The following is an 11,956-nucleotide window of genomic DNA, read 5'->3' as shown; positions in this document are numbered from 1 at the left end:
GATCTGCACCGAGGCGATCTCCGGGCTGGCGGCCAGCCGGCGGCGCAGCTCCAGCCATTCGCTCAGGCCGAGGAAGCGGGCCCGGGCCTCGATATGGCTGGCGGCCGGGCCGCTGTGCGGCATGACCGGCGGCGCCGCGTCGCTCGGGGCCGCGCCGGCGGTGCCGCCGCTGGCGAGGCTGCGGCCCGGGCCGCCCGCCCGGTTGGGATTGAAGTTGACCGTCAGCCGGCCGGTATAGCCGGTGCGGGTGGTCCGCTCCTGCTCCACCACGATGCTGCTGACCATGCTTTCGATCTGCGAATCGCTGACGCCGCGCGGCAGGCCGAGCTCGCTGGCCATCCGCTCATAGGCCAGGCGCTGCGCCGAGGCGATGGCGCGGGTGCGGGCCACCACGGCGTTCTCCGCCGTGGCCTCCGCCGGAACGCCGCGCTGGGTGTAGGCGGCCATCGGGTCGGCCATCGGCGCGGCGCCGGCCGCCGCCGTGTCCGCCGGCAGGGGAGAGGGCGGATTGGGCAGCTGGGCGCCCGCCGGGGCAGCACCGATCCCCGCGCCGATCAGGGTTCCCAGGACAATGGTTGCGGCGAGACGCCGAAAGTGTTGCATTCCGCCCCCTTGGATGGCCCGGCATAGCGGTCTGACTGCGCCCGGGTCTTTTGCGCATAGCCGATCGGGCCCCCTGATGACCAGTCTGACCTACCGTGATGCCGGCGTGGATATCGAAACCGGCGATGCCCTCGTGGACGCCATCAAGCCGCTGGCCCGCTCCACCGACCGCAGCGGCACGATGGGGGGCCTCGGCGGCTTCGGCGCGCTCTTCGACCTGAAGGCGGCGGGCTTCGCCGATCCGGTCCTGGTCTCCTCGACCGACGGCGTCGGCACCAAGCTGCGCCTCGCCATCGACGCCGGGCTGCACGACACGGTGGGCATCGACCTCGTCGCCATGTGCGTCAACGACCTCGTCGTGCAGGGTGCCGAGCCGCTGTTCTTCCTCGACTACTTCGCCACCGGCAAGCTGCGGCTGGAGCAGGCCAGCGCCGTGGTGTCCGGCATCGCCGAGGGGTGCCGCCAGGCCGGCTGCGCGCTCGTCGGCGGCGAGACGGCCGAGATGCCCGGCATGTACGCCAAGGACGACTACGACCTCGCCGGCTTCTCGGTCGGCGCCGCCGAGCGCGGCGCGCTGCTGCCGAAGCCGGATGTCGGTCCCGGCGACGTGGTGCTGGGGCTGGCCGCCTCCGGCGTGCATTCCAACGGCTTCTCGCTGGTCCGCCGGGTGCTGGCCGGGACCAACCAGGGCATCGACACCCCCGCCCCCTTCGCCGCCGGCCAGACCGTCGGCCAGGCGCTGCTGGCGCCGACGCGCATCTATGTGAAGTCGGTCCTCGCGCTGCACCGCGCCGGGCTGCTGAAGGCGGCGGCGCATATCACCGGCGGCGGCCTGCCCGGCAACCTGCCGCGCGTGCTGCCCCGCGGCACGGTCGCGGTGCTGGATGCCGGCGCCTGGACGGTGCCGCCGGTCTTCGCCTGGCTGGCGCGCCAGGGCCATGTTGCGCCCGAGGAGATGCTGCGCGTCTTCAACTGCGGCATCGGCATGTGCCTCGTGGTGCGCGAGGCCGATGCGGCGGCGGCGACCGAGCTGCTGGCCGGGGCCGGCGAGACGGTGTTCCGCCTCGGTGCCATCGCCGCCGGTGCGGCGGACGCGGCGCCCGAGGTGCGGATCGACAACCTGCCGGCCGGCTGGCCCCTCCCCCGGTCCACCCCGTGACCGGCGGCGCCCCCGCGCGGCGCCGCACCGCGATCCTGATCTCGGGCCGGGGCAGCAACATGGCCGCCCTGCTCGCCGCCGCCGCCGACCCGACCTATCCGGCCACCATCGCCCTGGTGCTGTCGAACCGCGCCGACGCCGCCGGCCTGGCCCGCGCCGCCGAGGCCGGCATCCCGGTGGCGGTGGTGGAATCCCGCCCCTTCGGCCGCGACCGCGCCGGCTTCGAGGCGGCGATGGAGGCGGTGCTGGCGGAGCACGGCGTGGAGCTGATCGCCCTGGCCGGCTTCATGCGCGTGCTGACCGAGGGTTTCACCGCCCGGTGGGAGGGCCGGTTGCTGAACATCCACCCCTCCCTGCTGCCCGCCTTCCCGGGCCTCGACACCCATGCGCGGGCCCTCGCCGCGGGCGTCCGCCTGCATGGCTGCACGGTGCATCTGGTGACGCCGGGCGTGGATGAGGGACCGATCCTGGCCCAGGCCGCCGTGCCGGTTCTGCCCGGCGACGGCGAGGCCGAGCTCGCCGCCCGCGTCCTGGCCGAGGAGCACCGCCTCTACCCCGCCGCCCTGGCCTGGCTGGCGGCGGGCCGGGTGCGGCTGGAGGGCGGCCTCGCCCGGCTGGAGGCGGCGCCGGCGCCGAGTGCCGTGGCGCTGCGCAACCCCGGCTGAGCCGCTCCCGTCCCGGAAGGCCCTGAGCGGCGGCCCCCGGCGGCGAATGCCAGCTATCCGTTGCCTCCCCGTCGGAAATGCCCTAATGGCCCGCGCTGCGCTGGCACCCCTGGAGGCCGGCGCAACTGTTTTCGGGCATGGGTCCGGGAGCGGTGGGCGGGGCGCCCCGGTGCGAGCCGGCGCGGTGCCCGACGAGCCCGAGAGACAAGCGGAGCACGGACAGATGGTCCAGACGATTCGGATCGAGGCCGAGGCGCGCGAGTTGGCCGGTAAGGGGGCGGCGCGCGCGACTCGGAGGGCGGGGCTGGTTCCCGCCGTCATCTACGGCGCGAAGGAGGAGGCGACGCTGATCGCCCTCGACCCGCGCGACGTGATGAAGGAGCTGCACAAGGGCGGCTGGCAGTCGCACCTCTACGAGGTGGCGGTGAAGAACGGCCCGACCGTGCGCACGCTGATGCGCGACGTGCAGTTCCACCCGGTGAAGGACAGCCCGCTGCATGTGGACTTCCAGCGCCTGGCGCCGGGCCAGCTGATCCGCGTCAAGGTGCCGGTCGTGTTCCTCAACGAGGAGACCGCGCCGGGCATCAAGGAAGGCGGCGTGCTGAACGTCGTCCGCCGCGAGCTCGAGGTGCTGTCCGATCCCGACCAGGTGCCGGACCAGTTCGAGATCGACATGGGCGCCGCCGCCATCGGCGACAGCCTCCGTTGGTCCAACGTGCTGGACCACAAGGGCACCAAGCCGGTGATCGTCGGCCGTGACTTCGTCGTGGCGACCATCGCGCCTCCGACGGTCGAGGAAGAGGTCATCGTCCAGGCCCCCGCCGCGCCGGCCCCCGAGGCCAAGGGCAAGGGCAAGGGCAAGAAGTAAGGAGGCCGCGCGGTGCTGCTCTGGGTCGGCCTCGGCAATCCGGAGCCGGGCCAGGCGCGGCACCGGCACAATATCGGCTTCATGGCGCTCGACGCCATCGCGCGGCGCCATGGCTTCCCGCCATGGCGCAGCCGCTTCAAGGGGCTGGTATCGGATGGCGTCATCGCCGGGCGGAAACTGCTGCTGCTGAAGCCGCAGACCTACATGAACCTTTCCGGCGAGGCGGTGCAGCCGGCCGCCGCCTTCCACAAGATCCCCGTCTCCGACATCACCGCCTTCCATGACGAGCTCGACCTCGCCCCCGGCCGCATCCGGGTGAAGCAGGGCGGCGGCGCCGCCGGCCATAACGGCCTGCGCGACATGGATCGCAGGCTCGGCACGCCGGACTACTGGCGCGTCCGCCTCGGCATCGGCCATCCGGGGATGAAGGAGAAGGTCACCGGCCATGTCCTCGGCAACTTCGCCAAGGTGGACACCTGGCTGGAACCGATGCTGGATGCGGTGGCGGAGGCCGCGCCGCTCCTGGTCCGGGGCGAGCGGGAGGCCTTCATGACCCGCGTGGCCTTGCTGACCCAGGAGAGTTGATACCATGGCGATCGAAGACGCCGCCGCCGATCTGGCGGCCGAGTTCGGCGGCCCCGGCCCCGAAGATCTGGCGAACGGCGCCGCGGCGCTCGCCGCCGCCCTGCTGGCCCAGGCGCAGACCCTGGCCAGCACCGCCGCCGCCCTGGAAGCCAGCGACACCGGGCATGGCGGGGCGATCGAGGCCGCCGCCGCCCGCGCCGCGCTGGCGCTGGCCATCGCCCAGGCGGTGTCGGAGGCCAAGGGCCCGGCCCGGGCCGGGCTGATCCGCGCCGCCGCCGGGACGCTGGATGTCTCGCAGGCCGGCGCCGTGACGCAGCTCCGCGCCGCCGCCCTCAGCCTGCCCACCGACGACGCGGCCGCCCGCATCGCCGCCGCGCAGATCGCCCAGGACATCGCGGCCGCCCTGGCCGGCGAGGGCTAGCGTCCCACCGAGCTCCACCACTGGCCGGGCGACAGCCGCGCCCGGCCGGCTTCTCCTGCCGTTCCGAGGACTGTCATGGGTTTCAACTGCGGTATCGTCGGGCTGCCGAATGTCGGCAAGTCCACCCTGTTCAACGCGCTGACCCAGACAGCCGCCGCCCAGGCCGCGAACTACCCCTTCTGCACCATCGAGCCGAATGTCGGCCGCGTGGCGGTGCCGGACCCTCGTCTCAACGAGATCGCCCGCATCGGCAAGAGCCAGAAGATCGTGCCGACCAGCCTGGAATTCGTCGACATCGCGGGCCTGGTGCGCGGCGCCAGCCGGGGCGAGGGCCTGGGCAACCAGTTCCTGGGCAATATCCGCGAATGCGACGCCATCGTTCATGTGCTGCGCTGCTTCGAGGATGGCGACGTCACCCATGTCGAGGGCAGCGTCGATCCGATCCGCGATGCCGAGACGATCGAGACCGAGCTGATGCTGGCCGACCTCGACAGCCTGGAGAAGCGGCAGACGGGCCTGCAGAAGCGGGCGCGCGGCGGGGACAAGGAGGCGGCGGCGCAGATGGCGATGATCGAGCCGATCCTGGCCGGGCTGCGCGAGGGCCGGCCCGCCCGCGCCTCGATCCCGAAGGGCGAGGAGGAGGCGGTCCGCCGGCTCCAGCTGCTGACCTCGAAGCCGGTGCTCTACGTCTGCAACGTGGAGGAGGAGAACGCTGCCAGCGGCAACGCGCACAGCGAGAAGGTCTTCGCCCGCGCGGCGCTGGAGGGCGCCAAGGCGGTGGTGGTCTCCGCCGCCATCGAGGCCGAGATCAGCCAGATGGACGAGGCGGACCGGGGCGAGTTCCTGGAAGGGCTGGGCCTGGCCGATTCCGGTCTCGACCGCGTCATTGCCGCCGGCTACGGGCTGCTCGGCCTGATCACCTATTTCACCGTGGGACCGAAGGAGGCCCGCGCCTGGACCATCGTCAAAGGCATGAAGGCCCCCCAGGCCGCCGGCGTGATCCATGGCGATTTCGAGCGCGGCTTCATCGCCGCCGAGACCATCGCCTATGAGGACTATATCGCGCTGGGCGGGGAGCAGGGCGCCAAGGAAGCCGGCCGGATGCGCGTCGAGGGGAAGGAGTACCTCGTCAAGGACGGCGATATCATGCTTTTTCGATTCAACGTTTGATTGCATTCAACCTGTCATTGCAATTTACGGTGCCGATTCTCGCTCTTTCCTCTAGTTGAGAGCGGCACCGCCACGTAGAATGGCCGCTTCGGAAAAGGGTTCCGGAACACAGCGGGAAACCGGGCGGCCAGCACATCCGTGGCGTTGGACAGTAAAACACTTCTGCTCCTCAGCACGCTGATCTGCCTCGCCCTGGGCATCGGCTGCATGTTGCTGTCGCGCGCGCGCAACCACGTCGAGGGCTATGGGGAATGGGGCGCGGCGCTGATCGCGCTGGGTCTCGGCAGCGCCCTGGCCGGGCTGCGCGGCTTGCTGAGCGACGCCCTTTCCATCTCGCTGGCCAATGCGCTGGTGCTCGGCGGCTGCGGCCTTTGCTGGGTCGGCGCCCGCCGCTTCAGCGGCCGCACGGCGCGGCTCTGGATCGTGCTTCCGGCGCCGCTGCTCTGGCTCACGCTGCGGCAGTTCCCCGGGGCGATGGACACGGTCGAGGCGCGGGTGATCCTGGCCTCCCTGCTGTGCGGCCCGCTCCTGCTGGCGGCCGGCCTGGCCTTCTGGCGGGCGGCCGGCATCCGCTGGGGCCTGCGCCTGTTCCTCTCCCTCTCCTTCACCTTGCACGGCCTGCTGGTGCTGGGCCGCGTGCCCTTCGCCCTCCTCCGCCCGCAATGGCAGGCGGGCAGCCAGCTGCCCAGCGACATGGCGGTGCAGCTGGTCATGCTGCTGACGGCGCTGCAGGGCATCGTCACCACCATGGCGCTGCTCCTCGCCACCCGCGAGCGGCAGGATGAGGAGATCCGCCTCGCCCTGGCCACGGCCCGCGACGCCGCGCAGCAGGCCAATGCCGCGAAATCGCGCTTCCTCGCCCGCATGTCGCACGAGCTGCGCACGCCCCTGAACGGCGTGCTGGGGCTGTCGCAGGCGCTGCGCGAGAACGGCGCGCTGCCGCCCGCCGCCCGCGAGCAGGCGGCGGTGATCGGCCGCGCCGGGCAGCACATGCTCTCCCTGGTCAACGATGTGCTGGACATCGCCCTGGTCGAGGCCGGCCGCCTGACCCTGCGCGAGGAGGCGGTCGCGGTGCGGCCGCTGCTCGAGGAGGCGCTGGAGCTGCTGCGGCCGGAGATCCAGCGCAAGACCCTCACCGTCGAGACCGAGGTCACGGCGGAGGCCGCGCCTTCGGTGCGGGCGGATCATCGCCGGCTGCGCCAGATCCTGCTCAACCTGCTCGGCAACGCGGTGAAGTACACGCCGCCCCGCGGCCAGGTTCGCCTGGTGGTTAGGCCGCTCGCGCCACAGGGCCTTCGCATCAGCATCATCGACAGTGGCCCCGGCATCCCGCCCGACCAGCAGGCCCGGCTCTTCGCCGAGTTCAGCCGGCTCGACAGCGCGGAAAGCCTCACCGCCTCGCAGGAGGGACATGGCCTCGGCTTGGCGATCTGCGCCGGCCTGACCCAGGCGATGGGCGGGCGGATCGGCGTCGCCGCCGGCGTGGCCGGGCTGGGCAGCCACTTCTGGGTGGAGCTGCCGCTTCAGCCGTCCACGCCGCCCCGCACCGCCGCCGCCCAGCCGCCGCCGTCGGTCATGAACGGCCTGTGCAGTGTGCTCGTGGTGGACGACGTGGCGGTGAACCGCATGGTCGCCCAGGCGCTGCTGCAGGCCGCGGGACATGTCGTGTGGCAGGCGGCGAGCGGCGAGGCGGCGCTGGCCCTGCTGGCGCGGGAGCCCGTCGACCTGGTGTTGATGGACGTGCAGATGCCGGGAATGAGCGGCCTCGAGGCCACCCGCCACATCCGCGCGGCGGAACGGGCGGACCCGTCCCGGCGCCGGATCGGCATCCTGGCCCTGACCGGCGAACTGGAACAGGAGAATGTCGATGCCTGTCTGGCAGCGGGCATGGACGGCCATCTCGCCAAGCCGGTGGACCGGCAGAGCCTGCTCGCCGCCGTGCAGCGCTGGCCGGCCGCCGGATCGCCGGCGATGCCGCACGACCTCGCCCGGCCGGAGCCTCAGCGCGCCTGAGGTGGCGGGCCGGGAGGCGCGGGCTCCGCGCCGGTCTCGCCGGGCGGGTCCTCCGCGCGGCGGGCCCCGTCGAGCAGCGCCTGGCGGCGCGCCTCCTCGGCCCTGTCGCGCTCCTTCTCCGCCTTGCTGCGCCCGTGGCTGGCGCGATTGACGGCGGCCTGCCGCTCCGCCGCGCCACGAACCGCGGCTTTCCGGTGCTTGTTCAGATTGATGATCTCTGCCATGCGCCGAGGATAGGATGAAACGGGCCCCGGGGAGAATCCCGCCGCCCTGTTCCAGGGAAGCCGCCATGCAGATCGAACTCGCCGCCGCCGATGGCCACCGCCTCTCCGCCTGGCGGGACGGGCCGGAGGAGGCCAGCCGGGCGCTCGTCGTGGTGCAGGAGATCTTCGGCGTGAACCGTCATATGCGGCATGTCTGCGAGGGCTTCGCGCGGCGCGGCTATGCCGTCATCGCCCCCGCCCTGTTCGACCGCGCCGAGCCGGGGGTGGAGCTGGGCTACACGCCGGATGAGGTGAAGCTCGGCCAGGCGCTGCGCGCCCGCATCGACCCGGCCGATACGCTGCTCGACATCGAGGCCGCCGCGGCCGCCCTGCCCATGGCGGCGCGGCGCGGCATCATCGGCTACTGCTGGGGCGGCACCGTCGCCTGGCATGGCGCGACGCGCAGCCAGAGCTTCGCCGCGGCGGTGGGCTATTATGGCGGCGGCATCGCGGCGGCGCGCGAGGAGGTGCCCAACTGCCCGGTGCAGCTGCATTTCGGCGAAACCGACCACGGCATCCCGATGGACGACGTGGCGGCGATCCGCGCGGCGCGGCCGGAGGTGGAGATCCACACCTATCCCGGCGCCGGCCACGGCTTCGCCTGCGAGGAGCGGGCCGCCTATGATGCCGCGGCGGACGCGCTGGCGCTGCGGCGCAGCCTCGACTTCCTGGCCCGGACGCTGGGCTGAGCGGCGCCGATGCTCACCTACATCGCCCTCGCCGCCGCCATCCTGGCCCTGCTGGCCTGGCTGCCGCAACTCTATGCCGAAGGCTTCGGCGCGCCGCCCATCCTGGTCTGGCTGCTGCTGGCGCTCGCGGCCCTGGTCATGGTCTTCCGCGGGCGGCGGCGCGGCGAGGACTGAGCGGCCGCCCTCACTCGGCCGGGGCGGGCGCCGCCGCCGGCCACAGCTCGGGCCGCAGTTCCTCCTGGCGGTCGGGGAAGAACAGGGCGCAGACCAGGGTCACGCTGCCGAAGCCGGACAGCACCAGGATGGTCAGGGTCAGGTTTCCCGTCGCCTGGTGCAGCAGGCCGACCAGCGGCGAGGCCGCGGCGGCGCCGAGGAAGCCCACGAAGAAGCGGATGGAGTAGAGCTTCACCCGCAGCGGCGGCGCGATGTAGCGGGCGGTCATGGTCTCGTTCACCGTCACCTGCCCGAAGATCGAAGCGGCCAGGATCGCCGCCAGCGGCAGCACCATCCAGCCCTGCACCACCGAGAGCGCCAGCATGGCCGGCAACTGGATCAGCGCCATCGGCAGGAAGACACGCCTCAGCGTGGTGCGGTCGATCATCCGCCCCACGGTGAACTGCGTCAGCCCGCCGCAGAGTGTCACCAGGAAGGCCAGCAGGCCGATCACCGGCAGCAGGTCGGGGCTGCCCGCCAGCCGCTCCTGCATCAGCTTCGGCAGCAGCAGGGTGAAGGCGTTGAAGACGAAGCCCGAGGCGGCGGCGATGGAGAGCAGCACGATCACCGCCCGCCGCACCACGGGGCGGGGAATGGCCGGGAAGGGCCGCGCCGCGCCGCGCGCCGTGGCCATGTCGATCGGCGGCTCGCGCCAGTAGAGCAGGCCGGCCAGCACGGTCAGCACGCCCGGCACCAGGAAGGCCCAGCGCCAGCCGAGCGTGATGGCGAGGAAGGCGGTCAGCACCGGCGCCGTGGCCACGCCGAGATTGCCGAACACGCCGTTCAGCCCGACGGCGCGCCCCACCTTGTCGCCCGCCGCCTCGACCAGCATGGCGGTGCCGACGGGATGGTAGATGGCGGAGAAGGCGCCCATCCCGGCCAGCGCCAGGGCCAGGCCGAGCGGGGACTGCATCAGCCCCGCCAGCGCCATGCATCCCCCGGTGCCTAGGAAGAAGGCCAGCATCAGGTTGCGCCGCCCGAAGCGCGCGGCGAGCCAGCCCATGGGCAGCGAGCCGACGCCGTAGAGGACGAACATGGCGGTGCCGAGCGCCAGGATCGGCCCGTATTCCGCGCCGAAGGTGCCGGCCTCCTGCCGCACCATGCTCAGCACCGCGGTGGCCAGGATCAGCAGGCTGAAATGGGTGATGCCGTGCGCGGTGTTGATGAAGGCGATCTGCCGTGTGGCGGGATGCAGGGCCATGGCCGGGTCTCGGTGCTTGCTGTTGCTTGCCGGCGAGGATAGCCTGTCCGCTTATCGACGTTCGGCCAGATTATGTCGCCATCGCGCCAAGTCGTGCCCATCCGGCAGGATCTGCCCCAGGACGAGGTGGACCGGCCCCTGGCCGGCTTCCGCCGCGACTACGCGGATGGCGACACCACCATCGTCCATGCCCATCGCCGCGCCCAGCTCATCTACGCGACCCATGGCGTGATGCGCATCGCCACCGACGGCACCGCCTATGTGGTGCCGCCCGGCCGCGCGCTCTGGGTGCCGGGCGGCACGCCGCACAGCGTGGCGATGCAGGGCGAGGTCGCCATGCGGGCGCTGTTCCTGCGCGGCGACGCCGCCCGCGCCGGGCCGCCCGCCGTGGCCGTGCTGGTGGTGCCGCCGCTGCTGCGCGAGCTGATCCTGGCCGCCTGCGACGAGCCGCCGGACTGGGACCCGCGCGGGCGGGGCGGCCATCTGGCGGCGCTGATCCTGGACGAGATCGCCCATGCCCCCACCCTGCCGCTCGGCGTGCCGCAGCCGCGCGACCCCCGCCTGCTGCGTCTGGCCGAGGCGCTGCGGGCCGATCCCGCGCGCGACCTCTCCCTGGAGGGCTGGGCCGAGGCGGTGGGCGCCAGCCCACGCACCCTCTCCCGCCTGTTCCGCGCCGAGACCGGCATGAGCTTCGCCCAGTGGCGGCAGCAATGGCGGCTGGCCGAGGCGGCCGCCCTGCTGGCCCGCGGCCTGGCGCCGGCGCAGGCGGCGGCGGCGGTCGGCTATGCCAGCGCCCCGGCCTTCGGCGCCGCCTATCGCGCCGCCTTCGGCCTCACCCCGGGCGCGGCGCGGCACAAGGGCCTGGCGCCCGGATAGCGTGCCCCGGACAGCGCCATGGGGGGCCATGCCGAATCGGCGCATCTGGCGCGCAAGGCCTCGTCTGGACGCCGCCCGGGCGGGCTGGTCTGCTTCCCGGCGTGATGCAGACCCAGACGCCCTCGCGGGCCCCCATGCCGGTCACGCCCGCGCCCCTGCTGCGCCGGGACGGCTATGTCCTGCTGCCCTCGGCCCTGGCCCGGGCCGGCTTCGATGCCTCGGGCGAGGCCCTGCAGGGGCCCGGCTGGGCGCGGTTCGCCGCCTCCTGGGAGGATCTCCGGCCGGACGAGCACATGGCCGATCGCGGCCGCTACCGGCTGCGCCGCCATGCGGTCTACACCCTGGAGCATGGCCATGCCGGCATCACCCGCGCGCCGCACCGGCCGCATTTCCAGAGCCTCGACTTCAATCCGCTGAATGGTGGCCGGGAGCGCTGGTTCGCGCCGGTCGAGGCGGCGGTCGGCGAGGGGCCGGCGATGACCGCCCTGCTGAACGGCGCCCGCGCCGTCTTCGACGTCATGCGCCCGCGCAGCGACTGGCTGGTGGAGGCGCACCAGTTCCGCATCCAGGCCCGCCCCGAGGAGGCCGGCCGGCCCACCCCCGAGGGCATGCACCGCGATGGCGTCGACTATGTCCTCGTGACGCTGATCGGCCGGGAGAATGTCGAGGGTGGCGTCACCGGCATCCGCGTCGACGGGCAGGAGGGCGAGGCCGCCAGCTTCGCCCTGCGCGACCCGATGGACAGCGTGCTGCTCGATGACCGGCGCGTCTGGCACGGGGTGACGCCGGTGGTGCCGCTGGACCCCGCGCGCCCCGGCCACCGCGACGTGCTGGTGCTGACCTTCCGGGCCGGCGGGTAGAAGCCGGCGGGGAGGTGGCGCCGCTTGCCTTCCGCCGCCGCCGCGCCCTAGCCTCCGGGACGCGGGACAGGACGGTGGGCGTGGCACAGGCCGGGCGGGAGATGTGGCGGCAGACGGGGCGGGACTTCATCGCCGCCCTGCTGCTGCTCGCGCTCCTGCTGCAGGGCCCGCCCGTCGCCAGGGCGACCCTGGCCGGCCCCGCCGCCTTCGACCCGATGTCCGCGCTCTGCGCTTTCCCGGCGCATGACACGGCGCCGCTCCCGGACGCGCCGGCGGGCGAGCCGCAGCACGCGCTTTGCTGCCAGCTCGCCTGCCAGGCCGGCCTGGCCCTGCCGGCCCTGCCCGCGGGCGCGCCGCATCTCCTGCCGCC

General features: G+C 73.3%; 15 protein-coding genes. 12 read left to right on the top strand and 3 right to left on the bottom strand.

Going from position 1 to position 11,956, the window contains the following annotated elements:
* The coding region (locus ACVMLK_RS16765) for a hypothetical protein (protein ID WP_457487045.1) at nucleotides 1-603 on the bottom strand (603 nt) is incomplete at its 3' end.
* A 76-nt stretch (nucleotides 604-679) separates the two neighbouring features.
* Here ACVMLK_RS16765 and purM point away from each other — a divergent pair.
* The 7 genes from purM to ACVMLK_RS16730 all read left to right on the top strand — a co-directional run bounded on the left by purM (nucleotide 680) and on the right by ACVMLK_RS16730 (nucleotide 7,484).
* Nucleotides 680-1,762, top strand: coding sequence for a phosphoribosylformylglycinamidine cyclo-ligase (purM, locus tag ACVMLK_RS16760; protein ID WP_198366319.1), 1,083 nt, complete (start codon nucleotides 680-682; stop codon nucleotides 1,760-1,762).
* A gap of 59 nt (nucleotides 1,763-1,821) precedes the next feature.
* The gene (purN, locus tag ACVMLK_RS16755) at nucleotides 1,822-2,427 is read left to right on the top strand and encodes a phosphoribosylglycinamide formyltransferase (RefSeq protein ID WP_198366584.1); all 606 of its coding nucleotides are present in this window, start codon (nucleotides 1,822-1,824) and stop codon (nucleotides 2,425-2,427) included.
* A 223-nt stretch (nucleotides 2,428-2,650) separates the two neighbouring features.
* The gene (locus tag ACVMLK_RS16750; RefSeq protein WP_198366318.1) at nucleotides 2,651-3,295 is read left to right on the top strand and encodes a 50S ribosomal protein L25/general stress protein Ctc; all 645 of its coding nucleotides are present in this window, start codon (nucleotides 2,651-2,653) and stop codon (nucleotides 3,293-3,295) included.
* Nucleotides 3,296-3,307: 12 nt separating this feature from the next.
* Entirely contained in the window at nucleotides 3,308-3,880 is a 573-nt protein-coding gene (pth, locus tag ACVMLK_RS16745; protein ID WP_198366317.1) for an aminoacyl-tRNA hydrolase, read from the top strand.
* Nucleotides 3,881-3,884: 4 nt separating this feature from the next.
* On the top strand, nucleotides 3,885-4,301 hold the full coding sequence (locus ACVMLK_RS16740; protein WP_198366316.1) for a hypothetical protein: 417 nt from the start codon (nucleotides 3,885-3,887) through the stop codon (nucleotides 4,299-4,301).
* A 75-nt stretch (nucleotides 4,302-4,376) separates the two neighbouring features.
* Nucleotides 4,377-5,471 (top strand): redox-regulated ATPase YchF, encoded by a 1,095-nt coding sequence (gene ychF, locus ACVMLK_RS16735; RefSeq protein ID WP_457487044.1) that lies wholly within the window; start codon nucleotides 4,377-4,379, stop codon nucleotides 5,469-5,471.
* A gap of 138 nt (nucleotides 5,472-5,609) precedes the next feature.
* A complete protein-coding gene (locus ACVMLK_RS16730) occupies nucleotides 5,610-7,484 on the top strand; it encodes an ATP-binding protein (protein ID WP_457487043.1) in 1,875 nt (624 codons plus the stop codon).
* Here the strand turns inward: ACVMLK_RS16730 and ACVMLK_RS16725 are convergent.
* A complete protein-coding gene (locus ACVMLK_RS16725) occupies nucleotides 7,472-7,708 on the bottom strand; it encodes a DUF4169 family protein (RefSeq protein ID WP_457487042.1) in 237 nt (78 codons plus the stop codon). The genes ACVMLK_RS16730 and ACVMLK_RS16725 overlap by 13 nt on opposite strands.
* 65 nt (nucleotides 7,709-7,773) lie before the next feature.
* Here ACVMLK_RS16725 and ACVMLK_RS16720 point away from each other — a divergent pair, with 65 nt between their 5' ends.
* Together ACVMLK_RS16720 and ACVMLK_RS16715 are read left to right on the top strand one after the other, a co-directional pair.
* On the top strand, nucleotides 7,774-8,436 hold the full coding sequence (locus ACVMLK_RS16720) for a dienelactone hydrolase family protein (RefSeq protein WP_457487041.1): 663 nt from the start codon (nucleotides 7,774-7,776) through the stop codon (nucleotides 8,434-8,436).
* A 9-nt stretch (nucleotides 8,437-8,445) separates the two neighbouring features.
* Nucleotides 8,446-8,610: a hypothetical protein gene (locus ACVMLK_RS16715; protein WP_198366311.1), complete on the top strand. Its 165-nt coding sequence runs from the start codon at nucleotides 8,446-8,448 to the stop codon at nucleotides 8,608-8,610.
* Nucleotides 8,611-8,620: 10 nt separating this feature from the next.
* Here the strand turns inward: ACVMLK_RS16715 and ACVMLK_RS16710 are convergent, their stop codons facing one another.
* Nucleotides 8,621-9,850, bottom strand: a complete 1,230-nt coding sequence (locus ACVMLK_RS16710) for an MFS transporter (protein ID WP_457487040.1) — start codon at nucleotides 9,848-9,850, stop codon at nucleotides 8,621-8,623.
* Nucleotides 9,851-9,943: 93 nt separating this feature from the next.
* Between ACVMLK_RS16710 and ACVMLK_RS16705 the strand changes: the two genes are divergently transcribed.
* The 3 genes from ACVMLK_RS16705 to ACVMLK_RS16695 all read left to right on the top strand — a co-directional run.
* A complete protein-coding gene (locus tag ACVMLK_RS16705) occupies nucleotides 9,944-10,726 on the top strand; it encodes a helix-turn-helix domain-containing protein (protein ID WP_457487039.1) in 783 nt (260 codons plus the stop codon).
* Nucleotides 10,727-10,860: 134 nt separating this feature from the next.
* Nucleotides 10,861-11,586, top strand: a complete 726-nt coding sequence (locus ACVMLK_RS16700; protein WP_198366583.1) for a 2OG-Fe dioxygenase family protein — start codon at nucleotides 10,861-10,863, stop codon at nucleotides 11,584-11,586.
* 14 nt (nucleotides 11,587-11,600) lie between these two features.
* Nucleotides 11,601-11,956 (top strand): hypothetical protein (locus ACVMLK_RS16695; protein WP_457487038.1); only part of this gene is annotated, 356 nt, incomplete at its 3' end.

Source organism: Teichococcus aerofrigidensis, from assembly GCF_054073225.1.
Note: the sequence above shows the minus strand (reverse complement) of the source record. Positions and strands in the feature narration are given on the sequence as shown.

Coding starts and splice junctions, on each gene's coding strand:
- purM (WP_198366319.1), top strand. CDS start 680: ATGACCAGTCTGACCTACCGTGATGCCGGCGTGGATATCGAAACCGGC.
- purN (WP_198366584.1), top strand. CDS start 1,822: ATGGCCGCCCTGCTCGCCGCCGCCGCCGACCCGACCTATCCGGCCACC.
- ACVMLK_RS16750 (WP_198366318.1), top strand. CDS start 2,651: ATGGTCCAGACGATTCGGATCGAGGCCGAGGCGCGCGAGTTGGCCGGT.
- ACVMLK_RS16740 (WP_198366316.1), top strand. CDS start 3,885: ATGGCGATCGAAGACGCCGCCGCCGATCTGGCGGCCGAGTTCGGCGGC.
- ychF (WP_457487044.1), top strand. CDS start 4,377: ATGGGTTTCAACTGCGGTATCGTCGGGCTGCCGAATGTCGGCAAGTCC.
- ACVMLK_RS16725 (WP_457487042.1), bottom strand. CDS start 7,708: ATGGCAGAGATCATCAATCTGAACAAGCACCGGAAAGCCGCGGTTCGT.
- ACVMLK_RS16720 (WP_457487041.1), top strand. CDS start 7,774: ATGCAGATCGAACTCGCCGCCGCCGATGGCCACCGCCTCTCCGCCTGG.
- ACVMLK_RS16715 (WP_198366311.1), top strand. CDS start 8,446: ATGCTCACCTACATCGCCCTCGCCGCCGCCATCCTGGCCCTGCTGGCC.
- ACVMLK_RS16710 (WP_457487040.1), bottom strand. CDS start 9,850: ATGGCCCTGCATCCCGCCACACGGCAGATCGCCTTCATCAACACCGCG.
- ACVMLK_RS16700 (WP_198366583.1), top strand. CDS start 10,861: ATGCCGGTCACGCCCGCGCCCCTGCTGCGCCGGGACGGCTATGTCCTG.